This is a genomic window from Pseudomonas mandelii (assembly GCF_900106065.1).
Taxonomy (GTDB): domain Bacteria; phylum Pseudomonadota; class Gammaproteobacteria; order Pseudomonadales; family Pseudomonadaceae; genus Aquipseudomonas; species Aquipseudomonas mandelii.
On sequence record NZ_LT629796.1, the window covers coordinates 1,359,898 to 1,385,926 of the forward strand.

The 26,029-nt window shown below is 60.5% G+C and carries 24 protein-coding genes; 6 read left to right on the forward strand and 18 right to left on the reverse strand.

Annotation, left to right across the window (positions count from 1 at the left end):
• Positions 1–119: 119 nt before the first annotated feature.
• A complete protein-coding gene (locus BLU63_RS06250; RefSeq protein ID WP_010463714.1) occupies positions 120–710 on the reverse strand; it encodes an NAD(P)H-dependent oxidoreductase in 591 nt (196 codons plus the stop codon).
• 161 nt (positions 711–871) lie between these two features.
• Here BLU63_RS06250 and BLU63_RS06255 point away from each other — a divergent pair, with 161 nt between their 5' ends.
• The gene (locus BLU63_RS06255) at positions 872–1,186 is read left to right on the forward strand and encodes a putative quinol monooxygenase (RefSeq protein WP_083375099.1); all 315 of its coding nucleotides are present in this window, start codon (positions 872–874) and stop codon (positions 1,184–1,186) included.
• Here the strand turns inward: BLU63_RS06255 and BLU63_RS06260 are convergent.
• Positions 1,176–1,940 (reverse strand): sulfite exporter TauE/SafE family protein, encoded by a 765-nt coding sequence (locus BLU63_RS06260; RefSeq protein ID WP_083375100.1) that lies wholly within the window; start codon positions 1,938–1,940, stop codon positions 1,176–1,178. The genes BLU63_RS06255 and BLU63_RS06260 overlap by 11 nt on opposite strands.
• A gap of 209 nt (positions 1,941–2,149) precedes the next feature.
• On the opposite strand from BLU63_RS06260, the gene BLU63_RS06265 reads away from it, so the two are divergent.
• The 3 genes from BLU63_RS06265 (at position 2,150) to BLU63_RS06275 (ending at position 4,281) form a co-directional block, all read left to right on the forward strand.
• Positions 2,150–3,040, forward strand: coding sequence for a LysR family transcriptional regulator (locus BLU63_RS06265; RefSeq protein WP_083375101.1), 891 nt, complete (start codon positions 2,150–2,152; stop codon positions 3,038–3,040).
• Positions 3,041–3,095: 55 nt separating this feature from the next.
• On the forward strand, positions 3,096–3,671 hold the full coding sequence (locus BLU63_RS06270) for an NAD(P)H-dependent oxidoreductase (protein WP_077747337.1): 576 nt from the start codon (positions 3,096–3,098) through the stop codon (positions 3,669–3,671).
• 199 nt (positions 3,672–3,870) lie between these two features.
• Complete coding sequence (locus BLU63_RS06275; RefSeq protein ID WP_083375102.1) at positions 3,871–4,281, forward strand: MerR family transcriptional regulator; 411 nt, start codon at positions 3,871–3,873, stop codon at positions 4,279–4,281.
• A gap of 64 nt (positions 4,282–4,345) precedes the next feature.
• On the opposite strand, the gene BLU63_RS06280 is transcribed toward BLU63_RS06275, so the two are convergent.
• The 11 genes from BLU63_RS06280 to BLU63_RS06330 all read right to left on the reverse strand — a co-directional run bounded on the left by BLU63_RS06280 (position 4,346) and on the right by BLU63_RS06330 (position 19,044).
• Positions 4,346–6,961, reverse strand: coding sequence for an efflux RND transporter permease subunit (locus BLU63_RS06280; protein WP_083375103.1), 2,616 nt, complete (start codon positions 6,959–6,961; stop codon positions 4,346–4,348).
• A 33-nt stretch (positions 6,962–6,994) separates the two neighbouring features.
• Positions 6,995–7,831: an outer membrane lipoprotein-sorting protein gene (locus BLU63_RS06285; RefSeq protein WP_010463723.1), complete on the reverse strand. Its 837-nt coding sequence runs from the start codon at positions 7,829–7,831 to the stop codon at positions 6,995–6,997.
• A 69-nt stretch (positions 7,832–7,900) separates the two neighbouring features.
• Positions 7,901–9,199, reverse strand: coding sequence for a DUF1302 domain-containing protein (locus BLU63_RS06290; protein ID WP_083375104.1), 1,299 nt, complete (start codon positions 9,197–9,199; stop codon positions 7,901–7,903).
• 2 nt (positions 9,200–9,201) lie between these two features.
• Complete coding sequence (locus BLU63_RS06295; RefSeq protein ID WP_010463725.1) at positions 9,202–9,966, reverse strand: SDR family NAD(P)-dependent oxidoreductase; 765 nt, start codon at positions 9,964–9,966, stop codon at positions 9,202–9,204.
• The gene (locus BLU63_RS06300) at positions 9,963–10,700 is read right to left on the reverse strand and encodes a 3-oxoacyl-ACP reductase family protein (protein WP_083375105.1); all 738 of its coding nucleotides are present in this window, start codon (positions 10,698–10,700) and stop codon (positions 9,963–9,965) included. Before BLU63_RS06300 ends, BLU63_RS06295 begins: the two co-directional genes overlap by 4 nt.
• A 9-nt stretch (positions 10,701–10,709) precedes the next feature.
• Entirely contained in the window at positions 10,710–13,580 is a 2,871-nt protein-coding gene (locus BLU63_RS06305) for an aminotransferase class III-fold pyridoxal phosphate-dependent enzyme (RefSeq protein ID WP_083375106.1), read from the reverse strand.
• 45 nt (positions 13,581–13,625) lie between these two features.
• A complete protein-coding gene (locus BLU63_RS06310; RefSeq protein WP_083375107.1) occupies positions 13,626–14,843 on the reverse strand; it encodes a beta-ketoacyl synthase N-terminal-like domain-containing protein in 1,218 nt (405 codons plus the stop codon).
• Positions 14,840–16,135: a beta-ketoacyl-[acyl-carrier-protein] synthase family protein gene (locus BLU63_RS06315; protein ID WP_083375108.1), complete on the reverse strand. Its 1,296-nt coding sequence runs from the start codon at positions 16,133–16,135 to the stop codon at positions 14,840–14,842. Before BLU63_RS06315 ends, BLU63_RS06310 begins: the two co-directional genes overlap by 4 nt.
• On the reverse strand, positions 16,132–17,190 hold the full coding sequence (locus BLU63_RS06320; RefSeq protein ID WP_083375109.1) for a beta-ketoacyl-[acyl-carrier-protein] synthase family protein: 1,059 nt from the start codon (positions 17,188–17,190) through the stop codon (positions 16,132–16,134). The genes BLU63_RS06315 and BLU63_RS06320 overlap by 4 nt, the downstream gene beginning before the upstream one ends.
• A gap of 1 nt (position 17,191) precedes the next feature.
• Positions 17,192–18,466 (reverse strand): beta-ketoacyl-[acyl-carrier-protein] synthase family protein, encoded by a 1,275-nt coding sequence (locus BLU63_RS06325; protein ID WP_083375110.1) that lies wholly within the window; start codon positions 18,464–18,466, stop codon positions 17,192–17,194.
• Between the two features lie 8 nt (positions 18,467–18,474).
• The gene (locus tag BLU63_RS06330) at positions 18,475–19,044 is read right to left on the reverse strand and encodes an acyl carrier protein (RefSeq protein ID WP_083375111.1); all 570 of its coding nucleotides are present in this window, start codon (positions 19,042–19,044) and stop codon (positions 18,475–18,477) included.
• Positions 19,045–19,564: 520 nt separating this feature from the next.
• On the opposite strand from BLU63_RS06330, the gene BLU63_RS06335 reads away from it, so the two are divergent.
• The gene (locus tag BLU63_RS06335) at positions 19,565–19,909 is read left to right on the forward strand and encodes a cupin domain-containing protein (protein WP_007946320.1); all 345 of its coding nucleotides are present in this window, start codon (positions 19,565–19,567) and stop codon (positions 19,907–19,909) included.
• Between the two features lie 219 nt (positions 19,910–20,128).
• On the opposite strand, the gene mmsB is transcribed toward BLU63_RS06335, so the two are convergent.
• On the reverse strand, positions 20,129–21,016 hold the full coding sequence (gene mmsB, locus BLU63_RS06345) for a 3-hydroxyisobutyrate dehydrogenase (RefSeq protein ID WP_077747330.1): 888 nt from the start codon (positions 21,014–21,016) through the stop codon (positions 20,129–20,131).
• 10 nt (positions 21,017–21,026) lie between these two features.
• Positions 21,027–22,553 (reverse strand): CoA-acylating methylmalonate-semialdehyde dehydrogenase, encoded by a 1,527-nt coding sequence (locus tag BLU63_RS06350; RefSeq protein ID WP_010463738.1) that lies wholly within the window; start codon positions 22,551–22,553, stop codon positions 21,027–21,029.
• A 163-nt stretch (positions 22,554–22,716) separates the two neighbouring features.
• Between BLU63_RS06350 and BLU63_RS06355 the strand changes: the two genes are divergently transcribed.
• Positions 22,717–23,664, forward strand: a complete 948-nt coding sequence (locus BLU63_RS06355; RefSeq protein WP_010463739.1) for a LysR family transcriptional regulator — start codon at positions 22,717–22,719, stop codon at positions 23,662–23,664.
• Here BLU63_RS06355 and BLU63_RS06360 read toward each other — a convergent pair.
• Genes BLU63_RS06360 through BLU63_RS06370 form a run of 3 tightly spaced genes read right to left on the reverse strand, consistent with a single transcriptional unit; the run spans position 23,661 to position 26,011 of the window.
• Entirely contained in the window at positions 23,661–24,164 is a 504-nt protein-coding gene (locus BLU63_RS06360) for an OmpA family protein (RefSeq protein WP_010463740.1), read from the reverse strand. The genes BLU63_RS06355 and BLU63_RS06360 overlap by 4 nt on opposite strands.
• A 6-nt stretch (positions 24,165–24,170) precedes the next feature.
• The gene (locus BLU63_RS06365) at positions 24,171–25,439 is read right to left on the reverse strand and encodes a diguanylate cyclase domain-containing protein (protein WP_083375112.1); all 1,269 of its coding nucleotides are present in this window, start codon (positions 25,437–25,439) and stop codon (positions 24,171–24,173) included.
• Positions 25,436–26,011, reverse strand: a complete 576-nt coding sequence (locus BLU63_RS06370) for a YfiR family protein (RefSeq protein ID WP_010463742.1) — start codon at positions 26,009–26,011, stop codon at positions 25,436–25,438. The genes BLU63_RS06365 and BLU63_RS06370 overlap by 4 nt, the downstream gene beginning before the upstream one ends.
• Positions 26,012–26,029: the final 18 nt, after the last annotated feature.

The following is a 26,029-nucleotide window of genomic DNA, read 5'->3' on the forward strand; positions in this document are numbered from 1 at the left end:
CAATTCAGCGCCGGCCTCTGTAGGAGCCAGGCTTGCCGGCGAAGGCGTCCGCTAAAACGCCTTCGCCGGCAAGCCTGGCTCCTACAGGTTCTGGCTTCAGGTATCGATAGTAACCGAGCTCACGCCTTGAGGCCGAACACCTCGGTCAGGTGCTGTTCATAACGCGCCACATCAGCCTCGATATTCGGACGCTTCATCACATCGACCGCCAGGAACGTCGGCAAACCGCTCATGCCGAGAAATTCGTTGGCCTTGTGAAACGGGAAGTACACCGCGTCCACACCTTTGCCTTCGAAGAAGTCGGTCGGGTCGTCAAAGGCTTGCTGCGGTGCGTTCCAGGTCAGCGACAACATGTATTGCTTGCCGTGCACCAAACCGCCGCTGCCGTATTTTTGCGAGGCGTCGGAACGGGTGCGGCCGTCGCTGGCGTAGAGGCTGCCATGGCCTTCAGTGAAGACTTCGTCGATGTACTTCTTCACCGTCCACGGTGCGCCCATCCACCAACCGGGCATTTGATAAATGATCACGTCGGCCCAGAGATATTTGGCGACTTCTTCAGCAACGTCGTAGCCCTCGTCGATGAAGGTGGCTTTTACATCGATGCCGCCGCGATCCAGCACGCTCAACGCGGCTTCATGCAGAGTGGTGTTGTAGCGGCCATCGGAGTGGGCGAACTTTTTGCCGCCATTGAGCAACAGAACTTTTTTCATGAGAAATCTCGGAAGGTCAGGAATTCGATGGCGGCAGAGTAACGAGCTGCCTCGCGCGGAATAAGCGCTGAATTCGCAAAATACATTTGACCAATACGCACGAATCGACAGGGGATTGTTGCCATAAACTTGCGCCGATTCTGAACTTGAGGAGATTTCTGATGAGTGAACTGCAAGGCTTCATCCTGCACGCCAAGACCCGCCCGGAAAAATCCGACGCCTTCGAAGCGTTTTTCAGCGGCCATGTAGAAGCGAGTCGCGCCGAGCCCGGCTGCATCGAGTACCACATGCTGCGCGACAAACAGGACCCGACCCTGTTTATCTTCTACGAGATCTGGCAGTCCCAGGCGCACCTCGACGTGCACTCGAACCTGCCGCACATGCAGCAGTTCCGCGACATGCGCATGGAATACCTGGAACGGGATTTTGATATCCGCGCCATCGAGATGCTTAGCCCTTCCTCCGCTACCCGTTGATTAGCAAATGGCCGCCGAGCACACCGAGGCCGATGAAGAACACGCGCTTGAACAGCACGGCGCTGATCCGCTGACGCAGCCATTGGCCGAGCAACATGCCGAGCACTGCAGGAATCAACGCCAGCAACGACGCACTCAGTTCACCACCGCCAAGGGCGCCGCGCCATAACAGGCCGGCGGCCAGGGCGAGGGTCGAGACGGTGAACGACAGGCCCAGGGCCTGCACCAGTTCATCCTTGCTCAAACCCAGTGCTTGCAGATACGGCACCGCCGGAATCACGAAGACGCCGGTGGCCGAGGTGATGACGCCCGTCACAACTCCACACAGCGGACCAAGCCAGCGTTCGCTCTGCCCCCCCACGCGCAAGGCCGGCAGGAATAGACCGCTCAGTGCATAGAGCATCAGCGCCCCGCCCAACGCCCGCACCACCCACTGACCTCCGGCCATGCCGATCCACACCGTGCCGGCCCCGGTGCCGATGAAGATCGCCAGGAGCATCGGCCACAACCGTTTGATCAAACCGAGCAAATGCCCACCGAATGCCAGTTGCCAGACATTGGTGAGGGTTGCCGGGATGATCAGCAGCGCGGCAGCCTGTGACGGGGCCATAGCCAGACCGAGCAGGCCCATGGCGATGGTGGGTAATCCGAGGCCGATCACGCCTTTGATCATCCCGGCCAGCAGGAATGTGGCGATCACCAGCAAGGAAAGGGTCAGACCGAGGTTTTGATAGAACGCAGAGAGAGTATTCATGGGGCCATGGTGAGCCTGGATTGGCGGGTTGAAAATCTGCCATATACTGAGGCAGCCTCTTGCCTGACAAGAGGCTGACAACTGCGTCGTTACGACTGACGCCTTCGCGAGCAGGCTCGCCCCCACAGTTAAAACGCATTTCCCAATGTCGGAGCGAGCCGGCTCGCGAAAGCGCCCTTCCAGGCAACACATATTTAGAGGTTGCTGCCATGCACTTCGACCTGACCGACCTGCGCCTCTACCTGAACATCCTCGACACTGGCAACATCACCGCCGGTGCCGCCCGCAGCCACTTATCCCTGGCAGCGGCCAGCGCCCGAATCCGGGCCATGGAATCCTCCCTCGGCATCGACTTCCTGGAGCGTGGCCGGCGCGGTGTCACACCCACCCCGGCCGGCAACGCCCTGGCGAAACACGCCCGTGCCCTGCTGCAACAAGCCGAGCGCCTGCAACAGGATCTGGCCGAATACGCCAAGGGCGTCAAAGGTCAGGTGCGATTGCTGTGCAACACCACCGCGATCACCGAATACCTGCCGGAGTTGCTCGCCGACTTTCTGCGCGAGCATCCGAACCTCGACATCGATCTTCAAGAGTTGCCCAGTGCCCGCATCACCCATGCGCTGCGCCAGGGGGCGGCTGACCTCGGCATCGTGTCCGACGCGGTGGACACCGATGACCTGCACACCCGGCCGTTTCGCGATGACCCGCTGGTGTTGATTCTGCCTCCGGATCATCCCTTGGCCGACCAGCCATCATTGACCTTCGCCGACACCTTGAACCACGACTATGTGGCCCTGGGCACCAGCAGTGCCTTGGCCATCCACGTGGAAGAACAGGCCCTGCACATTGGCCAGCGCATGCCGATCCGCATTCGTGCCGACGGCTTCGACGGGGTCATTCGCATGGTTGCGCGCGGCGCAGGACTGGCCATCGTGCCGCGGGTGGCCATCGAGCGCTGGCCACAGGTACAAGGGGTCACGACCCGCGCTCTTCCCGAAGACTGGGCCAACCGCACCCTGAAAATCTGTGCCCGTGATGTCGACAGCCTGCCCGGTTACGCCCGGGCCTTGCTGGAGGCGCTGACGCCGGGAACGCCTTGACTCTACCGTAAGGGGCAGACTCTATGCTGCGGGCTTCATTTCAGGAGTACACGCGATGAGCAAACGAATGCTCGTGATTCTGGGCCACCCCTCCACCGACAGTTTCTGCGGGGCGTTGAGCGAAACTTACGTCCAGGCCGCCAAGGATGCCGGACATGACGTGCGCCTGCTGCGTCTGGATGCGCTGGACTTTGATCCGGTCTTGCACCACGGCTATAACACTATCCAGCCGCTGGAGCCGGACCTGTTGCAAGCCCAGGCCGATATCACCTGGGCCGAACACCTGACGTTCGTTTATCCGATCTGGTGGGGCGGCATACCGGCGTTGATGAAGGGCTTTCTCGACCGCATTTTCCTGCCCGGTTTTGCTTTCAAATACCGTGAGGGCAAGGCCTTCCCCGACAAACTGCTCAAGGGCCGGACCGCGCATCTGCTGGTGACCATGGACACGCCGCCCTGGTATTACAAATGGGTCTATCACATGCCCGGCCTGCACCAGATGCGCAAGACGACCCTGGAGTTCTGCGGCATCAAGCCGTTGAAGACCCTGACTTTCGGGCCGATCCTGGGTTCGAAGTCGACCCAGCGTGACGCCTGGCTCGAACAGGCCCGGGTTACCGCCGGTAGCTGACGCCCCCTTCGCTGTCTGCTGACGGCGCACCCTCGCCGTCAGCCCGTCCTCACGTCCCCTCTCAAGCGGTCGTTCGTCGGCTGTGCGCGTCATTTACACACCGCTGCAACCATTGAATGTTATTCACTATATTATTCGCTCCGATCAGGCATGAGGTCTGGTCGCGCTACGCCCTGTTTGATCATCGAGACGGATCTTTATGTATATCGGCAAAGCCGCCCAGCTGTCGGGCACCACAGTCAAAAGCATTCGCCATTACGAAGAAATCGGCCTATTGCCCGAGCCCAAGCGTGAAGGCAAATACCGTATCTACAGCCAGCAGAGTGTCGAGGTGTTGACGTTCATCAAGTGCGCCCAGCAACTGGGTTTCAAGCTCAAAGAGCTGCGGTTGATGTTGAACAACTACCACGGTGACGAATTCCCGTGGGACATGGCGCAAAAAGCGATCGCCGAAAAAAAGGCCGAGCTGGTCTCCCAGATCGGCGCTCTACAGCAACTGCACAACGGCCTCGAAGAATTCGAAAACAACCTCAACGATGCCCGAGATGAATGTCAGTTCGAGCGTATCGCCCGCTATGGCGAAAAAAACCCGGGCAATACGCTGAACTGACTACCCTGCTGCACAGGATGATCCCTCGCATGTCACTGGCGCGCCTGCGCTGCCGGTCATCAGGTCAGATCAAGGCGGGCTTCCCTGCGGCTCGATCTTTTTCCGGCAGCGGCGCTACCGGAACAATCGCGGCGAAGAACCACGGCGACACCAGCGTCACCAGCAGAATGGTCATGACACCGCTGGAAAACAGCGCCATCGCCACCAGTGCGCCCAAATCGACAATCGGCTTGAAGTCGGAAAACAGAAGCGCCATGAATCCCACGGAGAAAATCACCACGTTGACCACGGTCGAACGGCCGACGCTGTGCATCGCCTGCAAAATGGCCGCGTCGATATGAATGCCTTGCTGCACCAACAGTTTGATCCGTGACAGCAGGTGCACCGCGTAATCGACCACACCCACCACCAGGAAGGTCACCAGCGTCGTACCGATGTTCAGCTCGATGCCGAACAGGAACATGAAGCCATAGACTGTCACCGAGGTGGTCAACAGGGTCAGCATGCCGAGTACGCCCAACCGTACCGACTTGAGCCAATACATCATCATCAGCGTGACCACCAGCAACGCCAGGGAAAAACTCAAGACCTGGCCCTGGGTGATTTCCTGCAACACGCCGGTCCAGATCAACGGCGTGCCGGCGTGCGTCACTTCGAGATTGGCCGGTTTGTTCACCAGCAACCAGGCATCGAGCTGATCCAGCATGGCCTGGTAGTCGCTGGCCACCGACGACGTCATGGTGTACAGCGTCAACGCCTTGGAATAGTCGGCATTGAGCACGTTATTGAGGTCCGAGCCGCCGCCGTTCTCGAACAGCATCACGTGTTGCTCGATCAGTGAATTGCCCGGCACCTCGAACCGCTCGACCTGCCCCTCATCATTGACCGACGTCACCTGCTCCAGCGCCTGGGGCACGCGCAAGTAGTCGGGGTTCATATCGTTGAGCACCAGGTTCATGCGCTTGACGTAAGTCGCCAGGGAATAGCCGTAACTGACGTGCGGTTGCTGCTTGATGAAGTGGTCGAGCTTGTCGATGAACTGCACCACTTCAGTGGTCAGCACGCCGCGCGGTTCTTTGCTGTCGATGGCGATCCAGCCCGGTGCCGTGCCCGCGACCCCGGCTTGGTTGATGAACTCGTCCGAAACGCGAATATGACTCTCGGGCTTGAAGTAGGCGATGCCCGAGTCTTCGATATCGACGCGAAAGGTGAACACCGTCATCAAGATCAGCAAGGGCAGCGTCACGATCAAGATCGGTTTGCGCCACTGGATCAACCGCGCGCAGAACGCCACCAGATAACGCGAAATGATCGATTCCTTGTGCACGGCAGCGAGGGTTTTCGGAGTCTGGTCCTTGCCCCAGATCGAAATCCAGGCCGGAATCAGCAACAGTGAAATAATCAGCGCCGCCGTCAGGCCGATGGACATGAATACGCCGAAATTGCGGATGCTGACGATGTTGTTGGTCGTGGAAATCATGAAGGTGGCGATGGTAGTCACCGTCGTCAACACCACCGGCACCACCATCAGCCGTTGCGTCTCGCGATTGGCTTCACGGTTACTTTTACCGGCGTTTTTCTGCTCGTAATACTCGGCCATCACATGGATCGCATCCGAGCAGCAAATGGTGAACAGAAACACCGGCAGGACACTGGTCAGCAAGTCGAACGGCACCCGCAACAAAGCCATCAGGCCCAGTGTCCAGATGGTGCAGAACAGAATATTGAACAGCGGCAACAGCACGCCCAGCGGTTTGCGGAAGAAGAAAATCAACAGCAGGGTGATCAGCAAAAAGACAATCGGAAACAGCACCGCCAGGTCATGGTCGATGATCTCCTGCTGGGCCGCGATGAAGATCGGCATGCCGGCAATGAAGATCTCATCCTTGAACTCTGGGTGCGCTGCCTGATAGTCCGCGACAATGCCGCGCACGATCTGGTAGGCGCGCAGTTGCGCCTGGGCGTCGTCTTGCTTGGTGCCCAGCTCGGCCACCAGCATCGCGACTTTCTTGTCCTTGGAGACGACCCCGTCGACCATCAGCTCGTTGCCCATGATCTGCGACTCGACCAGCGCCGGGTCCATGTCGTAGGCGTTGAGGGTCTTGTGGATCAGCAACTCGCCATCGCCGGTCAGCACGATGTTTTCCAGGTCGCCCATCGACGCCATTTCACGGATCGGGTTGATTCGCTCGGCGAGAAAAGTCAGGAACAGCTGATCATGGGCATCCCAGTTCTGGCTCTTGGCGTAATCACGCAGGGCCTTGGCCTGGGCGTAGTCGTTCTGGGAAAAACCGTTCTCCAGAATGTCCCGCGCCAGCAACTGTGCACGACTGTCGTCTGGGTGCTTCGCAACGATTTGCGTCAACTGTTCCTTGTCGGCGTCGTTGGCCAGGATCATCTTGCGCACCGATTGCGACATCGAAAACAGTGCGTTGAGGGTCGGCTTGTTGAACACCGTCTGCGGGTTGTTGATTGCCACCATCACCGAGTCAAACGTGCCGGTGAATTCGCTTTGCAAGTCGATGATGGTCTTGCGCGCCGGATGGGTTTCCTTGAGCAAGTAAGGGTTGGTGTCGGAGATCAGCGAGCCCAGCGTATAGGTGAAATACGCCGTGACCGCCACCAGCAGGAAAACGATCGCCCGCGCATAGCGCTCGACGAAGTTCAGGTATCTTTCCATGATCATGCGTTCCAGGGTCGTCGGGATCGGTGCTTAGCGGGCAGACACGGCAAAGTCCGGCACGTCGCCGGTTTTCAGCCCGCGCTTGATGGCGGTCTGGGTGAACAAACGGTCTTCCAGTTGCACGTTGTATTGCAGGTGGTTGAAGCGCATCTCTGAACGCGTGCCGTCGATGAAGTGTTCGGTTTCGCTCAACACGATGCTGTCGATCGAGTCGATGGTGTCGACCTTTTGCGTGCGCATCTGCTTGACCAGCACGCCTTTGACGTCGAAGAAGTCCTGACGCATGACCAGGAAATTCTGCTTGTCGATCCACACTTTCAGCTTGTTGTAGCCAGTCTTGGCCAGCACCTCGGGCGACGCCGGTTCACGCTCGATCACGTAGCAGTCGCGGCCCTTGACCTGTTCTTCGCCGACCAGCGTCTGGGTGTAATCCTTGACCCTGATCTTGTCCAGGTCGGCGTAGGAGTACTCGCTGCCCATGAACGAGCCGCGCTTGTCGGTGGTGGAGATCCGCCGCGTCTGGCGGCTGACCGGCAAGTACATCCACTGGCTGTCTTCCTGACCCAGGGTTTCGTGGGGGTTTTCAATATGAAAAGCCACGTCGCGCACGTCAGTGGGGGCGGAGAAATACATGCTGAATTTGTCGCTGTCCGGGTAATCCTTTTGCAGGTAAGTGAACTCGCGAACCCGAGTATTGCCCTTTTTGTCGTGGAGGATCAGCGACACTTGGGACATGAAGCTTTTGCCGTCGTTTCGATCCCGTACCTGGCGGATGATTTCATCGGCATTCTTGCCGTCGGCGGCGGTGGCGCAAGCGCCGCTCAGGATCAATGCGGCGGCGGTCAGACTTTTGAATAGCGGCAACATGGGAACTTCCCTTTTCGTCAGATGAATATGGTCGAGCCCATGCGCCAGGGGCACGCAGGCGTCATAGGGTTAAAACAGGTAACCGGCGGACAGCCGCACTTGATCGCGGTTGTCGTACTCGCCGAAGGGCTTGTCGGGCTTGCCGAAGAACACATCCACTTCCAGCCCGAGCTTGATCCAGTCCACCGGTTTGTAAGTGAAGATGCCTTGCAACAGCGCATCGTCGTTAAACGGTGGCGAGGCGGCGACCACCAGCCGGCTCTTGAGTCGGTCCTGCCAATGGGTGCCCTCGGCGGATAAGGTGAACAGGTGCTCGCGCTTGTCTTGCAGCATGCCGTCCTGCCAGTCGAGCAATTGCTGTTGCTGCCACTGCACGGAAATCAGCCAGTCACGCAGCAAGTAGTCGACGCCCAGCAACGACTTGACCATCGAGGTGCTGTCGGCGCCGTAAGTGCGGGTCGGATTGGTCACCCGCCAGTTGTCGAACCAGGCAATTTCGCTGCGCACCACGATGCTGTGACCGGCGTCGATCGCGAGCCCCGCGCCGCCCATGGTGTAACGGGGAAACTGGCGCTCCAGTCGCGTGCGGCCGTCATCGGCCAGGCCTTCGACGGCGTACACCGGGTCCTGTTGACGGGCGTTCAGTGCGACGAAACTGGTGTCCACCGACCCGATCCGGCCGTTGGCGCTCAGGCCATACGAAAAGCCCTTGCCACCGTCGTAGCCGGGTTTGGAATCGAGCAGGAAATACTGAGGATCCGGCGCGGCAAATAACGGCGCGTCGAACTCGCTGCCCGCCACCGGCGGCTGGTTTTTCACAAAGTCGGTGACCCACAGCGCCTCCAGTTCCCACTCGCCCACCGGTTGCGCAAACCGCACCATGGGCACCGCGATCCGGCTGTCTTCCAGCAGCGGAGTCAGGCCATCGCGATAGTCCACCGGGTTGATCTGGTCGAGCACCCGCAACTCATCGGCACGACCCCAGACCACTTGCTGCCAGCCGACAGTCACCTCGCCGTCGCCCACCGACTGGCCCCAGTACAAATGCCGCCAGTCGGCGTCGAAGCGGTATTTGTCCCGCGCCCGTTCGCTGTACGGATTGTTGCCGTCGTAGCGAGCGTCGTAACGCACCCGGCCCTTGGCCTTGTAGTAACCACCGTCCCAGTTGTCTTCCAGGTTGGCCTTGAAATACATGGCCTTCTGGGTGATCTGGTCGTCACCGTGCAGGCGCAACGCGGTGGCGACGCCGACCTCGGCGTCGGCGTAATCCGGCTTGAGATCGTCGACCGTCAATTCAGCCAGCGCCGGCGGCGCGACCATGCAGGCCAATACCGCCCACGCGGCACGGTTAATGTGTGATCCCGGCATGGTTACATTCCCAACCCGACACCGCCGTCGATCACCAGGCTCTGCGCGGTGACCCCGCCCGCTTCGGGGCTGGCCAGGTAACGCACCATCGCCGCGACTTCTTCGCTTTGAATGAAGCGGCGCATCGGCAGTTTTTTCTTGGCGTTGCGCAGGATCTGTTCCTGGGTCAGCCCGGCAATGGCCGCTTGCGCCGCCAGTTCACCTTGCAGCATGGGCGTGTCGATCCATGCGGGCAGAATCGCGTTGACGGTGATCAACCGTGGTGCCAGGTCCAGCGCCAGGGCTTTGGTCATGCCGACGATGCCGTGTTTGGAAGCGCAGTACGCGGTGTTGCGGACCTTGCCGGCGCGGCCGAGGATCGACGACATGTTGATGATCCGCCCGCGGTCCGGCATCAACGGCAGGCACAAAGAAGTGACGTAGAACGTACCGTTGAGGTTGACCGAAATCACCTTGTGCCAGTTGTGCAAATCTTCCGGTTCGTTCTCGTTGCAGATACCGGCGCTGTTGACCAGCACATCGACGTAGTCCACCTGTTTGGCGAGCATTTTGAAGAAGGCTTCCATGCCCTCCAGGTCGGCAATGTTCGCCGAATGGGTTTCGACACGGGCCTTGATCTGCCCGTGTTGCTCGTCGACCCAGCGTTGCAGTTCCGGTAAATCCAGATCCAGCAGGATCAAGCGGTGCCCGGCGTCGGCGGCAAAATTCTCTGCCACCGCCCGGCCGATGCCTTTGGCGGCACCGGTAATCAGAATGGTCCGGCTCATGGCATCTTCAACCCGCCGTTGACCGGCAGGACCTCACCCGTCAGGTACAAACCGCGATCGGCGATGTACAGCACCGCCTCGGCTATCTCATGGGGTTCGGCGTAACGCTTGATCAGCAACCGTGACTGGATTTCCTGTTCCTGACTGCCGATCAGCGCCGTGCTCATTTCGGTGTTGACGATGCCCGGCGCCACCGCATTCACCCGAATGTTGCGCGGCGCCAGTTCCACTGCCAGGGCACGGGTCAGCGCTTCGACACCGCCCTTGGCCGCGGCATAGTTGCTTTGCCCCTTGCCGGGTTTCTGCGCTGCCACCGAGCTGATGTTGACGATGCAACCGCTGCGCTGGCGCATCATGCCCGGCACCACTTGCTGACAGCAGAGCAAGGTGCCGATCAGGTTGGTCTGGATCACCTCGACGATGTCGCGGCTCGGCATCGTCGCCAGCAACCCGTCACGGGTGATGCCAGCGTTGTTGACCAGCAGATCGACGCGCTGGAAATGCTCGTCGACCCGTTCGAAAAAGGCTTTGATGCTGTCGCCGCTGCTGACATCGCATTGCAGCGCCAGGCACTCGAGGCCCAGTGCCTGAACCTCGTCACGCAAGGACATGGCGGCCACTTCGTCGCGTACATAACTGAATGCGATCTGATAGCCCGCGCCGGCCAGGGCCAGGACAATCGCCCGGCCGATACCACGACTGCCACCGGTCACCACTGCTACTTTATTCGGCATGACCGTTCCTTAGAGTGAGTTGTCAGTCTTGAACTGCGCGAGGCTGAAGCCGTGGGTCGCGGCCAGGGCACGAATCTGCTGCACTTGCTCGCGGCTGATATCGCCGTAGGAGTAGTGCTGTTTCATCCCGGACAACCCCATCAACACCGACTCCGCCATGCAGGCATACAACTGGCCTTCCTTGAGGTAGGCGCGCACGTTACGAATCAGGCCATCGCCCAACGGTGTCTGGACAATCCCGCCGTGCATGTACAACACGTCGGCCCGTTGCCCGGAGAGGTTCTGATCGACGTTCAGCGGCACCGCGATGTCGCAGATCACGCTGTTTTCGGCGAAGTGATCGGCACCGAGAAACGGTTGAGGGGCATTCGCCGCACAGAGCACGATGCGCGCCTGCTTCAGCACCTCAAGGTCATTGCTGACCGTGATGAACGCATTCGCACCCAGGTGCTCTTCGACCAGACGCTGCACTCGCAAACCGAGGTCGGCGCCAGCACCGTGGGCCTGTAACAACGCGTCGATGCCGTCGAGTTTCTGCAAGCGGCTGGCGAGGCGGTCGTGCTCGGCGACACCTTTGAGAATCGCGCGGGCGGCCTCGGCGTAAATCAGCTGGGCGGTCTTCTCCAGGCGCCGCAGTGAGCCGTCGCGACCGCTGCCGATGAGGATCAGGTGTTCGACACTGGTGGACAGCAACGATGCGTAAGTCGAAGCAATGTTGCCCGCCGCACCGACCACCGCCGCCGTCTGTTGGCTCAGTTCCAGGCCTTGCTGCTTGCAACCTTGCTCGATCGCTTCCAGGCCCATGCCGATGGTCAGCGCATTGCCGGAAGTCAGCGCCATGTCGGGGATTTTCAGCGCCTGACAGTTGTTGGTGACGATCGAGGTGTACATGCCCAGACCGGCCACACTGTAGCCATCCGCCCGGGCATCACGGATGCGATTACTGACTTCGTCGCGGATGGTGTCCAGGTCGCCACTGGCGATGTACGCAGCCATGGCATCGGAGTCCATGCACAACGGGTACAGGGTGAATTCCACGGCGGTGCCGAGTTTCGAACGAATCAGCACCGGGCCGATTGGCGCAGCACGCCGCTCCGGGGCCATACGCTTGATGAACTCGCGCTTCTGTTCGGCGCTGAGGGTCGACAGCGACGGGTCAACATCACTGAGCATGTCGGAATCGATCAGGTGATTGATGAACGCCACGCGCGCCACCACGCGAACGTTCTCGTCAGGCTTTGGGAGGTTTTCAGGTTCCTTGAAGCTCACCTCGCGGGCCGGTACTTCGGGGATGCTGTCGGCACACACCCCGGCCGCCAGCGGGAAGGCATCGCGTCGACGCAGCATGTCGCAGACCTTTTGCAACGAGCCGATCAAGCCGTCGATTTCCTCGAAGGTGATGCACACCGGCGGCTCCAGGCGAATCACGTTGGCGTTGCTGCCCGACGGCGCGACCCGCAGCGATTCGAATTGCAGCAGGTAGCCGGCAATGATGTAACCCAGCGCATCGTTGTACTGCGCCGACGCCTGCACCAGCGAACTGGTGCCGGTCAGGTCGTGCAATTCGAACCCCAGCAGCAACCCTCGACCACGCACGTCGGCAATCACGTCCGGGTACGCGGCTTTGAGTTCGAGCAATGACGACTTGAGGTATTCGCCTTTCCTGTTCACCTCCTTGAGCATCGCGCTGTCGTTGGCAAACAAGCGGCGCAATGCCGACAGGGCGATATGGCACGAGGCATCGTCTTCGGCGAAGGTCGAGCTGTGGATGTAGCTGAAATCGTTTTCGTAGTGGCTGGCACGGATGACCGTCGCGGCAATTTTCATCAGGCCACCGCCCAACGCTTTGGACAGGCAGTAGTAATCGCCCTGCAAGTTGAAATGGCTGGCGCCGAGCAAAGTGCCGGTGCGGCCGAAACCCGATTGCACTTCGTCGATGATCAGCGGGCATTGCTGCTCGTTGCACAGGCGACGCAGGCCCAGGTAGAACTCGTTGGCGAACTCGTTGATGCCGCCCTCGCCCTGGATCGGTTCGAGCAACACCGCCGTGATCGCGCTGAAAGCGTCACGACGTACCTGCAAGGTCTCGCCGCTCCACTCAAGGCTAAGCCAATGCCGCGTGTGGCGGGCCGGCAAATCCAAGAGCTGCTGGGGTTGCTGCGGATCGATGAACTCGACGTTAAGGCCAAAACGGGCGAACGGCTGACGGTACTGTTTGCCGTACGTCAGCTGGACGGTGTTCACCAGTTTGCCGTGAAAGCTGCCGCGAAGGGCGACGAATACCGGCTCGACATGCAACTGCGCGAGGTTGTGTTGACGCACCGCTTCCACCACTTGGCGCACGGTCACGTAAGACAGATTTTCCGGCAGCAATCCGACGGGCAGGTCGAGGTCATCAACGTCCAGTTCGACATAGGCCTTGTCGCTGGCGGTCAGGTTGGCCAGGGCGAAATCCCGTTCGTCGAACTGCTTCTGCAAGGTTTTCTGACGGCGGTATTCGGCATGCTTGACGGCGATTTCCACCGACTCGGCGCCACTGTTGGAGAAGGTCGAAATGTAGCGCTCGTTGTTGTTCAACTCCCGATTGAACGCCTCGCTGAGTTCGCGGCCCAGCATACCGGCGGCGCCACGCACGGACATCTGCGCATTGAACGGCACATCGGCGCGCAACAGGCCGCAGAGTTGGTCGACGAACTGCGGATCATTGTGGCCAAACAACGCCGCACCATAACCGCCCAGAAAGTCGGTGACGGTCACCTCTGCGCCTTGTTTGTCGAGGTAAAACAGCTTGCTGCCCAGCGCCCGGTGGAACTGGCATTCCAGGCCCAGGGCCTGCATCAATTCAACGAATTTAGGTCGTACGTAATCGCGGTAATCCATAAAAGTCATATCCCTTGATCAGAAAATAGAAGCGATTCATTACGTTCAAAACGGCTGACCGGCCGCCTGATAGTCGAGCTGGTAACAGGCGCTGAAACCGTTGTCGTCACGGTTGATGATCAGGCAGTCGCGCAGCACCGCGTCCCGGCCCTCACCGAGCACAAACGGCAGCTGCGGTTCCACCGGTTGCTGCAACCCGATGATCGGCGGCACACGCTGGGCCTGCAGTGCATGACGGGACAGAATCAGGTCGACCAGGCTCGGCGCGCCGCTGAGAATGCCGGTCACCGGCACGCTACTGGTGATATGCGAGGCACCGGCGCGGGCCAGCGTCCGTGCCAGGTCGGTGTCCTTGTGCGGATCGCCACTGGCGCTGCTGACCAGCAGATCGACCTGTTTGTCCGGCAGGTTCAACGCCCCCAGTCGTGGATGGGCGGTGAGTCCCGACAGGCAGGTCTGCGGCCCATCCGGTAGATCGTCGGCCCGGCGCAAAATCAATGCCGCCGCGCCTTCACCGGCAATCCCACCCGTGCCTTGGCGATCGAATGCACGCAAGGTTTGCGAACCGTCGGTGCTGATCACGCCAGCCTCGGCCAGTGCGGCCAGCGCCAACGGATCGAGTTCACTGCCGGCGCCGACCACAATCGCCGCATCGATACGACCGCTTTGCAATGCCGCGCATGCCTCGCGCAACGCCGCCAGATTGCCGGCCACGCCTTGCATGTAGGCGTTGCATTCGCACTCCAGTTTCAGCGCCAGACTGACAACCCCGAGCAAGCCGTTGCTCAGGCTCTTGAGCACCAGGAACGGGTCGAGCGCGCGCTCCCGCAACACCCGTTGAGCAAGGCGCCGCATGTCGGCACCGGACTCATCGCGGCACTCGTGGAGCAACTCGCCATAGGCCGCCAACGACGGATGGGTATAACCGCCCTGGCAGCAATAGAGGCCGTAGCGCAGCTCGTCATTGCCTGGTTCAAGCCCGGCTTCGACCAACGCCTGACGCACCGCGCTGACGCCCCAGATCACGGCCGGCGGGCAGTAACGCTGGAGGTTCTGGGCCACGTCCTGGCGACTGGTTTGATGGTCTTCATCACTGACATGCCCGAACGCCGTCACGCGCTCACTGTGGAACAGTTTCGACTGCAGCAAAGCGATACCGCTGCGGGCTTCACTGGCCGCTGACCAAAAGCGTTGCACGCCCCAGCCGCTGGGTAATACGCAACCGCTGCCGGCGATGGCAACGCGCACAGTAGCGCCCGTCATTGTCCGTGCTCCCGATATTTGCCCAAGGCCAGCGAAGTGTTGAGGCCGCCAAAACCGAAGGAGTTGCTCAAGGCAAAATCCACCCGGCGGCTGACCGCTTGTCCGGCGCAATAGTCCAGGTCGCATTGCTCATCGACCTCATGCAGGTTCACTGTCGGCGTGACCAGATCGTTCAGGCACGCCAGCGCGGTGACCATGCATTCGGGTGCGCCGGCAGCGGCAATCAAATGCCCGAACTGCGACTTGTTGGCGCTGATGGCCAGTGACCGGTAGTGCTTGTGCTCGGCGAACACACTTTTGATCGCCAGGGTTTCGGCGACATCATTGAGCGGCGTCGAGGTGCCGTGGGCGTTGATCAGATCGATCTGTTGCGCACGCAGGCCGGCGTCGTCCAGCGCGGCTTGCATCGCCAGCGCCGCGCCCCGACCTTCGGGTTGCGGGGCGGTGACTTTGTAGGCGTCCAGGCTGCTGCCGAAACCGAGCACTTCGGCATACGGCGTCGCTCCTCGCGCCAACGCATGCTCAAGGCTTTCCAGTACCAAGAAACCACCGCCCTCGCCGGCAATCAGGCCACTGCGATCACGGTCGAATGGCCGGCACAAATCGACACCCCAGCGCTGTTCGCTCGATGCCGCGCCGAGCAGGTACAGCGCGGCCATGGTGTCGAGGTTCAGCACCGAATCGGCGCCGCCGGCAATCGCCACGTTCACTTCACCGCGACGAATCATCTGAAAAGCATTGCCGATGGCCTGGGAGGCTCCGGCGCATGCGCTGCTGATATTGATCACCGGGCCTTCGCAACCCAAACCGTCGGCAATCACCCGAGCCAGTCGATCATTGCTCTGACGCAGCGAGCCCTCGGTACTGACCTGCCCGGCGCGGGGCATCAGGTGTTGCCAGCCCGGGGTGCAGCCATCCGGTGCCTGGGTCAACAGCATGTCGGCCAGCATGTGTTGGGGCGCGCCCGAAGCGCAGAGCACGGCGGCTTCACGTAGCTGTTCAGGAGCAAGTCCGCTGTCTTTCACTGCTTGGGTGGCGGCCACCCAGCCAAAACGGCTGCGTTTTTCCAATGCAACGGTCCAGGCCGGGTGGTCCTGCAGGGCCTCAGGCAACAGGCTCATATCCACGGCCGCGGCGTAGCGCACCGGGAACGTGCCGTCTTCCACCCCGTCGGGCTGCCATGGACGCACGCAATGTTCGGCGCCAAGCATTTTTTCCCAGAGGGTCTGCCATTCGAAACCGAACCCGGTCACGGCGCCCATGCCGGTAATCACAATCCGTGTCGCACTCATGTGTGCTTCTCCATGGTTTCACTGGCCAGCAGCAAGGCGCCCCAATGACCGGCGCGGCTATGGCTGACCAACAGCGTATAGCCCGGTGTCGCCGAAGCGTTGTGGGTAAGGTGCAAGGCCAGCGCGATTTCGGTCAGCAAGGCGCTGGCGCCAAGATCGCCGGTCATGGCATGAGTGCTGCGAACGTCCTGCGGTCGGTCGGCGAACAGGCTCATCAGTTGCGCATCCTCAGGATTGGCGACGATTTGCTGGACGTCACCGAGGCACAGTTTTTCCAGGCTCAGTGCCTGGTCGATCACCCGCCGGGCAACCGCTGCGCCCCGTTGCGGATCAGCGCTGTAACCCCGGGCGAACCCGGCAATGCGCAAGGCCTTCGGGTTGGTGCGCGAAGGCGTCGAGCCGAGCAGCAGTGCCGCGGCGCCTTCGCCATAAGTCGGCTCGTCTGCCTGATAGGGTTCACGCAGATACAGGGCGGGCGTCAGGTTCGGACTGCTGCTGACCACCAGCGCCGCTTCGGCACGTTGCTCGACAATTTGCTGGCAGGCTTCGATCAAGGCATCGAGCCCGGCGTTTTCCTGGGAACAGAACCCCCCCATCGGCCCGTGGCATTGCAACGCTTCGGCCACGTAGGCGATCACGCTGCTGTTGAGCAGCGTCAGGGCATGCAGCGGCGGTGTATTGGCCAACAGTCGCGCCAGTGGCTTTTGCGGTTGCTCGCCGATCGCTTGCACTGCGTCCCAGCAAGGGCTTGGCGCGTCGACTTCTGGAATGGCCGCCGTCAGGGCAATCCGTGCCGGCGGCAGTTGCAGGGCCGCGAGCGCGGGCGCCAGACGCGCCGTGCAATGCAAAAGCCGCAGGCCTTGAGGTTCGACGCTGCGCTGGATTTTGCGGTCGAACAGATCGCTGGCCAGACGCGGTGTCGGCAGCGGGTATGCCCGTCGCGTCGCGTCAAATGCCAGCGGTTGCGGCGAAGGTGGCGTTCCGAGCAGGTCGGCACATTCGCTGCCGGCGGCGTTCAGCACGGCGGCAGAATGGATGAAAACGGCAATGCTCATGTCATGCCCTCCCCAGAACCAGCGAGCTGTTGACGCCGCCGAACCCGAACGAATTGGACATCACCACATTGATCGACTGACGCACCGGCTCGCTGAGAAACTTCAATGAGGGGTATTCGGCGCGATCGTGATCGTAGTTCAAGGTCGGCAACAGCACGCCGTCCCGCAGGCTGATCAATGACAGCACCGCTTCAATCGCGCCGCTGCCCGCCAAGGAATGACCGATGGCCGATTTGTTGGCAGTGAACGTCACATGTTCCTGGCACTCGCCGAACACGCGCTGCAAGGCCAACGCCTCGCAGCTGTCGTTAGCCTGGGTAGACGTGCCATGGGTGTTGACGTGTTGCACGGCGCTGCTGAGCAGCCCGGCGTCTTCGATTGCAGCTTCCATGCATTCCTCGTATTTGCTGCCGTCCCGGCTGCTGGAGGTCATTTTTTGTGCCTCGCACATATTCGCGTAACCCAGCACGCGCCCCAACGGCGCGGCTTTGCGACGTTGCGCATGCTCGGCGGATTCGATAATGATCATGGCCGCGCCCTCGCTGATCACGAAGCCACAGCGGTCCGGCATGAACGGTCGACTCTGCTCGCTTGCCGGCAGGTCGGCCTGGCACAGCGCGCCCAGGCTGTTGAACATGTAGTACGGCAACTCGTTGGCCATCAGTTCGACGGCACCGCAAATGGCCAGGTCGATTTCACCTCGCTCGATCGCGCGGTAGGCGCTGCCGATCGCCATGGTGCCGGCGGCGCAGGCATCGGAGTGGGTCGAAATGTGATCGCGGATACCGAGCATCTCGGCCAGGTGCTGGGTCTGCTGATCGACCCGGCGCCCGAAGACCACGCTCGACGCCGCCGGGTTATCCAGCAGTTGATCCAGATCGACACGCCCGGACTCATCCATGCAGCGACTGGCCCGGTGCAGATCGTGACTGTCCGCGCAGTACTTGTTGGCCCCCAGGAACAATCCACTGCGGGTGTGAGCAAAGGCTGTCGGGGTCAGACCGGCATGCTGAATGGCTTGTCGAGCGACGAACTCGGCCAGCACACTTTGCCGTGGATGCAGCGCAGCATTGCCGCCGAAACCCGCGGCGATCTGCTGCCACTGGCCGTCATCGATAAACCCGGCAGCGCTGTTGTTGAAGCCCAGCGCCTTGAACCGTGGATGTTCGCGAACACAGGACTGCTTCTGGCAGATCCGCTCGAACAACGTGGCGGCGTCCAGTGCCATGGGCGCCACCAGACCGAATCCGGTCACATAGACTTCTCGTGCCCGCATGAGAACTCCTACACCGTCTCTTTGACGTGAGTGGCCACAAATTGCTCCACCAGTTGGCGTGAAACCTCGTCGCCGTCGGCCGGCACCAGCCGCGCACTGCACGCGTCACAGACCACTTGCTGACGTTCGTTCAGCACGGCTTTTTGAGCGCCGCAATCGGGGCAGTTCTGCGGCAGATAGTTGAAGAGGTTGCGGCACTGTTGCGCCCAGTTGCGCACGGTGGTGGCGGCAAATACCTGCGCCGGTTGCATGCCGGACTGGAGTTGATCCGGGGAGTAGGCGCTGAGGCTCTGTTCAAGCAAGGCCTTGCCGTTTTCAGTGATGCGACCGCTGGCCAGGAACTCGCCGGCGTCGCCGCAGACAGCGACGGCGTGATCGAGCACGCTGGTTTTGGGCAAGGTGCAGCCATACTGACGGCCCAGTTGAAAGCTCAGGTCGACGATGTCCAGCGAATCGGCGCTGAGATCCTCGACGATACTGCTGTTCTCATCGATATCATCGGCGCTCATCACCAACAGTTGCGCGAGGATCTCGCGGGTGCTGACAATGACGTTTTCCAACTCCAATGGATTGTTCATCTCTATCTCCCTATATCGTGATTGCTTCATGAATTCCGTATGTGAGAAGTAACTTTTCCCACAGCAACTTCTGACGCGGCGGAAATCTAAACTCTGCCCTTAAGGGGAGAGTCAACGAACTATTCAAAGTTTTTTAACCACTTGAGACAGACGTCCTAACAGGCCTGTGCACCGCACTCGATTGGTGCGAAGCCCCATGCCTGCCGACTTATTTACTTAACAAAGGCTGCGTATGGTGGGGTGCACACTGTATCGCCGGCTAAATAGAGAGAGGCTCGAAAGTATTAACTTCTGGCTGACAGCACAGACGTACCAATAATAAAAACCGGATAAGAAAACAGTTATAACTTCATAACTTTCAACCTGGCCCTTAGATAATGCGCCTTGAGGATTTAGAAGCCGATCAGGCAAATCGGCACAGCGCTTCTGGGTAACTGAGTGTCGAGCACAGACAACTGACCGAGTGCGGGGCGCTATAGGGTGCGGCTTCAGTTCTCTAATCCACTGCCCCGGAGTCCACATGACCGCACCTATTACCGTTCTTCGCGATACTCATCCGCTGCCGGTGCTCGACGCCTGCAAATGGGAAAAACTCGAAGGCGACCCGCACACCGTCAACCTCAACGCCTACACCAGCGAAGACGGCAGCAAGATCATGGGCACCTGGATCTGCACGCCGGGCAAGTGGTATGTGGAATACGTGAAGTGGGAATACTGCGATTTCCGCGAGGGGTATTGCATCATCACCCCGGAAGGCAAAGAGCCGATCCATCTGCGTGCTGGTGATATTTTCGTCATTGAGCCGGGGATGAAAGGCACGTGGGAAGTGGTTGAAACCGTGCGCAAGTATTTCGTGTTTGCCTGATGCAAAAAACCGGGAGACCACCCGACGTGGTCTCCCGGTAAATACGCATTCCTTGTGGCGAGGGAGCTTGCTCCCGCTCGGTTGCGAAGCAGCCGTAAAATCAGCAACTGCGTTTTATCTGACGCACCTCATTCACGGGCATCAGGTCCGCTTCGCGAACCAGCGGGAGCAAGCTCCCTCGCCACAAAAGCCTTTAATCACACTCCCCGGAAAAACTTCTTACTGGGGTTTGCGATAGCTGTTGATGATCGCCGAGAAGTCCTTGCCACCCTCCCCACGCTGGCTCATCGCCTGATACAACTGCTGGGCCACCGCGCCGAGCACCACCGGTTGGTGCGCCTGACGTGCCGCCTCAGTGGCCAGCCCCAGATCCTTGAGCATCAGTTCGGCACCGAAACCACCGGTATAACCGCGCGAGGCCGGTGCCGTTTCGACGATGCCGGGCCACGGGTTGTACATCTCCGAACTCCAGCAACGCCCGGTGGAACTGTTGATGATTCCCGCCAGCACGGTGGTGTCGATGCCGAGGGCATCGCCCAGCGCCATGGCTTCACTGACGCCGACCATGGAAATCGCCAGCAGCAGGTTGTTGCAGATCTTGGCGATTTGCCCGGTGCCGACTTCACCGCAATGAACGATGTTGCGGCCCATCTGCGCCAGCACCGGTTGCAGGGTCGCAAACAGTTCAGGCGTGGCGCCGACCATGAAAGTCAGCGTCCCGGCCGCCGCACCGCCCGTACCGCCAGAGACTGGCGCATCGGCCATGGCCACGCCCTGCTTGGCCGCAGCGGCTGCCACATCGCGCGCAGTCTGCGGATCGATGGTGCTGCAATCCACGGCTGGCACGCCTTTGCCGATACCGGCGAGCACACCATCCTCACCCAGCCAGACACTGCGGACATGCACAGCGGCGGGCAGCATGGTGATCACCAGTTCCGCGCCTTGCGCCGCTTCACGGGCCGAAGCGCTGATGCTGCCGCCCAGTTGTTCCAGCTCCGCCAGAACGGTTTTGTTCAGGTCCACCAGGCTCAGTGCGTGGCCGGCCTTGATCAGGTTGCGCGCCATCGGCGCGCCCATGTTGCCGAGACCGATAAAAGCGATTTTCATGTCCCGCTCCTTAACGCAAGTTGATGGTGGTGTTCACACCGTCGTTGACGCTGTCGTCATCGAACCAGCGACTGGTGACCGTCTTGGTCTGAGTGTAGAACTGCACCACTTGCTTGCCATACGGACCGAGGTCGCCCAGTTTGGAGCCGCGCGAACCGGTGAAGCTGAAGAACGGGACCGGCACTGGAATCGGGATGTTGATGCCGACCTGGCCAACGTCGATTTCGGTCTGGAATTTGCGCGCGGCCGCACCGCTTTGGGTGAACAGGCCGGTGCCGTTGCCGAACGGGTTGGCGTTGACCAGTGCGATGGCCTCATCGAGGGTATCGACTTCCAGGACCACCAGCACCGGGCCGAAGATTTCCTGGGTGTAGATTTGCATCTCGGGGGTCACGCCGGAGAACAGGGTCGGGCCGACAAAGTTGCCCTTCTCGAAGCCTGGAACGGTGACGTCGCGACCATCCAGCTCCAGCTTGGCGCCTTCCTTGATGCCGCTCTCGATCAGGTCGAGGATCCGCTGTTTGGCTTTTTTCGAGATCACCGGGCCAACGTCAGTGCCCGGCTCGCTGCCAGCATTCACGGTGAGTTTTTGCGCCAGCGCTTTCAGGTCCGGCAACCATTGTTTGGCCGCGCCCACCAACACCACCACGGACGTGGCCATGCAACGTTGACCCGCTGCGCCGAAACCGGCGCCGACCAGCGCATTCAGTGCTTGTACGCGATTGGCATCTGGCAGAACCACGGCGTGGTTTTTCGCGCCCATCATCGATTGCACGCGCTTGCCGTGTTTGCCGGCCAGGTCGTATACGTGAGTACCGACCGCAGTCGAACCGACGAAGGAAACAGCCTTGATGTCCTTGTGGGTGCAGAGCGCGTCGACCACGTCCTTGCCGCCATGCACCACGTTGAGCACACCCGCCGGAACACCTGCCTCGATCGCCAGTTCCACCAGCAGCATGGTCGACATCGGGTCCTGTTCGGACGGCTTGAGCACAAAGGTGTTGCCGCAGGCGATGGCCATCGGGAACATCCACAGCGGAATCATCGCGGGGAAGTTGAACGGGGTGATGCCGGCGCAGACGCCGATGGGCTGACGCAGGGTGTAGGTATCGACGCCGCCGGCGACGTTTTCGGCGAACTCACCCATTTGCAGGGTGCCGATGGAGCAAGCGTGTTCGACCACTTCCAGACCGCGGAAGATGTCGCCCTCAGCGTCGGCGATGGTTTTGCCCTGCTCGTTGCTGAGCACCACGGCGATGCGCTTGGAGTGTTCGCGAATCAACGCCTGGAGCTTGAGCATGATGCGCATCCGCGCGCCTATCGGCGTCAGCTTCCAGGTCTGGAAGGCACGGTGGGCAGCACTGATCGCGGCGTCCACTTCCTGCGCGGTGGCGAACGGAACCTTGGCCAGCACTTGCTGGGTGGCCGGGTTGACGATGTCGTGCCACTCGGTGGTCTGGGACTCGACCCACTCGCCGTCGATCAACAGCTTGACCGTTTGCACAGTGGTTTCGTTTGGCGTGAGCGATGCGTTCATGTTGGGTCTCCGGGACGTTGTTGTTATCTAGAGAACTATCTTGAGAGCCAAGGCGAGAAAGCAGCCTTGAGATGAGGCGTGTGTCACGAATTGGTTGTCGGACTGTTTTTGGAGTATAGATGTGCAAACTTCTAATAAGAACGCACATAAAAGCCGGTCCATCATGCAAAAAAACATCACGTCGTTAGGCTCATTGAACTGGGATGACCTCAAGTTTTTCCTCGAAGTCGCCCGCACCCGCAAGGCCAGCACGGCGGCCAAGCGCCTGGCGGTGGACTACACCACCGTGTCGCGGCGCATCAGTTCATTGGAAGCGGCATTGGGTACATTGCTGTTCGAGAAGTCCCGGACCAGCGGTTTTGTCCTGACCACCGAAGGTCAGCGATTGCTCGGTTACGCGGAATCGATTGAAAGCACGCTGCACATGGCTTGCGAACAGGTTTCAGGCTCCGGCGTGGCGCTGTCCGGGCATGTGCGCATGGGTTGCACCGAAGGCTTCGGCAGTTTTTTCATCACCCCGCAGCTGAGCCATTTTGTCGACGCCTACCCGGCGATCTCGGTGGACATACTGCCGCTGCCGCACTTCATCAGCCTGTCCAAGCGCGAGGCGGACATCGTCATCGCCCTGGAGCGCCCGGAACATGGCCCTTACGTCTGCTGCAAACTCTGCGACTACAAACTGCAGCTTTATGCGACGCAGGATTATCTGGACAAGCACCCGCCGATCCGCCGCCCGGCAGATTTGGGCAAGCATTCATTCATCAGTTATGTCGACGATCTGGCGTTTAGCTCGGAGCTGTTGTACCTGGCGAATGTGTTGCCCGGCGCCAGCGCCAACTTGCGCAGCACCAGCGTGATCGCACAATTCGTGGCGGCGCAGCAAGGACGGTCATTGGCGATTCTGCCGTGCTTCCTCGCGGCGCAGGACTCGCGCTTGCTTCCGGTGTTGCCGGAAGAGATCAACATCACGCGGCAGTTCTGGATGTACTGCCGGGAGGATCTGAGGAAGCTCAAGCGGATCACCCTATTGTGGGATTACATCCGTTCGGTCACCGAGCAGAATCAGAGTCTGTTGATGGGCGAAAGCCGGGAGATGTTGTTCGCCGACTAATCGGCGCTCACCACGATCGATACCCGGCGGTTTTCGGTGCGGCCAGAGGCGGTGTCGTTCGACGTCACCGGCTGACTGCTGCCAAGACCGCGCAGTTGGATGTTTTCTTCTTTCATGCCCACCGTGGTCAGCACTTTGCCGACGCTTTTCGCGCGACGCAGGGAAAGTTGTTCGTTGTAGGACTCTTTGCCCGAGGCATCCGTGTGACCGTCGACCCGCACTCGCTCAATGCCGACACCCAGCAAGGCCTTGCCGATCTGTTGGACGATCCCGGTACTGGCGGCGTTCAGGCTGTCATCGTCACTGCCAAACAGCACTTTGCCGGATAGACCGAACGCCCAGCCCTCATCGGTCAGCTCGAAGCCTTGCTGTTTGAGTACAGTGATTTGCGCCGGGGTCAGCCCCTTTTGCGGTGCGGTCTGGCACCCGGTCAATGCCAGGACGGCCATGAACAAGGTGATTGCGAAAAATCGCGGGGAACGCTGGGTAATTGAGAACACGGCAATTTAGCTCCTGGTGTGTACGTGGGCGACCGGGTGCTCCGCCCCGGACGTGTGCTGCGCACCTCGGGAAAGGCGCTTGGCCTGGTACATCGCCGCATCGGCGGCATTGAGCAATGCGCCCGGGGTAGCACCATGATCCGGGTACACGGCGATACCGATACTGAGTGAAGTCAGAACCTGGGTATGACCCGGTAACGGGATGGGCTCTTCCATGCTGGCAAGGATCTTGTCAGCGATCCGCTCGGCGTCTTCGGTTTTATGCAGCGGCGTCAGCAACACCGCAAATTCGTCACCACCCAGCCGCGCCACCAGATCCTCTTCACGCAACTGCGCCCGAACCCTGCTGGCGACGGCAACCAGCACGGCGTCGCCGGCGGCATGACCGAAGCTGTCATTGATTTCCTTGAATCGATCGCTGTCGAGAAACAGCACGGCTACGCGCTCATTGAGCTTGTGGGCATTGCGCAGTGCACGCATCAGACGGCCTTCGAAAAACGCCCGGTTTGGCAATCCGGTGAGGCTGTCGTGGCTGGCTTGGTGCGCCAGGGTTTCGTTTTCGCTTTGCAGGTGGGTCTGCCAGGACTCGAGTTCATCGAGCAAGGCATTGAAGTCGTTGCCCAGGTTGTCGAGTTCAGCGATATCGGCGGGTGGCACGCGCCGGTCGAAGGCTCGATCGCTGCGGGCGGCGTGGGCTACGGCGGCCAGGCTTCGCAGAGGCCCCGTGATCCCGCGAAGTTGTCGGCGTGCCAGATAGAGTGCGACCCAGGCGCTGATGGCTGTACACAGAATAATGCCCATCAGGCCGCTGAGCAGAAAACGCATCAAGCTGCCACCGTGACCGGTGAGCTGAATGCTGCCGATTTCCCGACCTTGATGAACGATCGGCATGTCGATGGGTTTTTCCAGAAAGGCTTTGGCGAGCTGCAATTCCAGATCAGAGAGCAAGCCGCTTTCCGGTCGCTGCCAACGGGCCAGTAACCGGCCTTTTTCATCCAGCACCCTGGCGTCAGCGACTTCTTCAGTAGAGGCGATCAATGCCAGGGCCTCAGTGGCAGCGACTTTATCGTTGAACACCACCGCGGCTTCCACGGTGTAATTGATCGAGCGTGCGATCAGGTGCAGGTTGTGGTCGGCATACACCCGCAACGCCAATACACCCAGCAGTGTCAGCGAGACGCTGGCCATGGCCACGGCGACCAGGGCGACGATCAAATGTCCCCGGCCAATGACCGAGCGCAACGTTGGACGACTACCCGGTTTGAATAGACTCATGGCGCCGCCGGCTTGCGGCGGGACAGTTGCAGCACACTGGGGTGAATGCGCACGCCGCTACGGGCGACGGAATCGAGGTTGACCTCGAAAGATACCTGATCATCAGTGACCCTGAGGCAGAACAGACTGCCGACGGTGCATTGATCATCGCTCTCGCTGATGCTCAACACCGGGCGTCCTGTCAGCGAAGCAAAGAGTTGGCGGCGCTCGTCGTCGGTCAATTTGCCGATGTACACCGCATCGCATTCACCGACGATCGACGGATTGTCGGCCAACAGCCGGCGCACAGTGACGGGCCGGCCGGTGGCTTGGGTTGTGCCCTTGACCAGGTCGTCGGTGTATTCGGTGGGGCCGACCACGCACAGGCGCAGTTGCGCAGGCTCAACAGGCCAGCGCGCATAACTGAGAATCCCGAGGACAACCTGAGTGACCGATCTGGCACGTTGGTCGGCCATGCTCACCGGGGTTTCCGATTGAGCGAACACGACACCGGTCAGCAAGCAGAGGAGCCCCGCGAGCAGCACTTGCTTGCGGCTAACGACGCGCCCTGTCGTCCAGACAGCCACCTTCATGCGGGGATTCTCTTCGAT

Excerpts from the sequence above, each read along its gene's own strand:
- BLU63_RS06350 (WP_010463738.1), bottom strand. The coding sequence starts at position 22,553 with ATGAACGCATCGCTCACGCCAAACGAAACCACTGTGCAAACGGTCAAG.
- BLU63_RS06330 (WP_083375111.1), bottom strand. The coding sequence starts at position 19,044 with ATGAACAATCCATTGGAGTTGGAAAACGTCATTGTCAGCACCCGCGAG.
- BLU63_RS06300 (WP_083375105.1), bottom strand. The coding sequence starts at position 10,700 with ATGCCGAATAAAGTAGCAGTGGTGACCGGTGGCAGTCGTGGTATCGGC.
- BLU63_RS06290 (WP_083375104.1), bottom strand. The coding sequence starts at position 9,199 with ATGCCGGGATCACACATTAACCGTGCCGCGTGGGCGGTATTGGCCTGC.
- BLU63_RS06305 (WP_083375106.1), bottom strand. The coding sequence starts at position 13,580 with ATGGATTACCGCGATTACGTACGACCTAAATTCGTTGAATTGATGCAG.
- BLU63_RS06355 (WP_010463739.1), top strand. The coding sequence starts at position 22,717 with ATGCAAAAAAACATCACGTCGTTAGGCTCATTGAACTGGGATGACCTC.
- BLU63_RS06275 (WP_083375102.1), top strand. The coding sequence starts at position 3,871 with ATGTATATCGGCAAAGCCGCCCAGCTGTCGGGCACCACAGTCAAAAGC.
- mmsB (WP_077747330.1), bottom strand. The coding sequence starts at position 21,016 with ATGAAAATCGCTTTTATCGGTCTCGGCAACATGGGCGCGCCGATGGCG.
- BLU63_RS06370 (WP_010463742.1), bottom strand. The coding sequence starts at position 26,011 with ATGAAGGTGGCTGTCTGGACGACAGGGCGCGTCGTTAGCCGCAAGCAA.
- BLU63_RS06320 (WP_083375109.1), bottom strand. The coding sequence starts at position 17,190 with ATGAGCATTGCCGTTTTCATCCATTCTGCCGCCGTGCTGAACGCCGCC.
- BLU63_RS06265 (WP_083375101.1), top strand. The coding sequence starts at position 2,150 with ATGCACTTCGACCTGACCGACCTGCGCCTCTACCTGAACATCCTCGAC.
- BLU63_RS06260 (WP_083375100.1), bottom strand. The coding sequence starts at position 1,940 with ATGAATACTCTCTCTGCGTTCTATCAAAACCTCGGTCTGACCCTTTCC.
- BLU63_RS06280 (WP_083375103.1), bottom strand. The coding sequence starts at position 6,961 with ATGGAAAGATACCTGAACTTCGTCGAGCGCTATGCGCGGGCGATCGTT.
- BLU63_RS06325 (WP_083375110.1), bottom strand. The coding sequence starts at position 18,466 with ATGCGGGCACGAGAAGTCTATGTGACCGGATTCGGTCTGGTGGCGCCC.
- BLU63_RS06365 (WP_083375112.1), bottom strand. The coding sequence starts at position 25,439 with ATGAGTCTATTCAAACCGGGTAGTCGTCCAACGTTGCGCTCGGTCATT.
- BLU63_RS06335 (WP_007946320.1), top strand. The coding sequence starts at position 19,565 with ATGACCGCACCTATTACCGTTCTTCGCGATACTCATCCGCTGCCGGTG.
- BLU63_RS06310 (WP_083375107.1), bottom strand. The coding sequence starts at position 14,843 with ATGACGGGCGCTACTGTGCGCGTTGCCATCGCCGGCAGCGGTTGCGTA.
- BLU63_RS06315 (WP_083375108.1), bottom strand. The coding sequence starts at position 16,135 with ATGAGTGCGACACGGATTGTGATTACCGGCATGGGCGCCGTGACCGGG.
- BLU63_RS06270 (WP_077747337.1), top strand. The coding sequence starts at position 3,096 with ATGAGCAAACGAATGCTCGTGATTCTGGGCCACCCCTCCACCGACAGT.
- BLU63_RS06295 (WP_010463725.1), bottom strand. The coding sequence starts at position 9,966 with ATGAGCCGGACCATTCTGATTACCGGTGCCGCCAAAGGCATCGGCCGG.
- BLU63_RS06250 (WP_010463714.1), bottom strand. The coding sequence starts at position 710 with ATGAAAAAAGTTCTGTTGCTCAATGGCGGCAAAAAGTTCGCCCACTCC.
- BLU63_RS06285 (WP_010463723.1), bottom strand. The coding sequence starts at position 7,831 with ATGTTGCCGCTATTCAAAAGTCTGACCGCCGCCGCATTGATCCTGAGC.
- BLU63_RS06255 (WP_083375099.1), top strand. The coding sequence starts at position 872 with ATGAGTGAACTGCAAGGCTTCATCCTGCACGCCAAGACCCGCCCGGAA.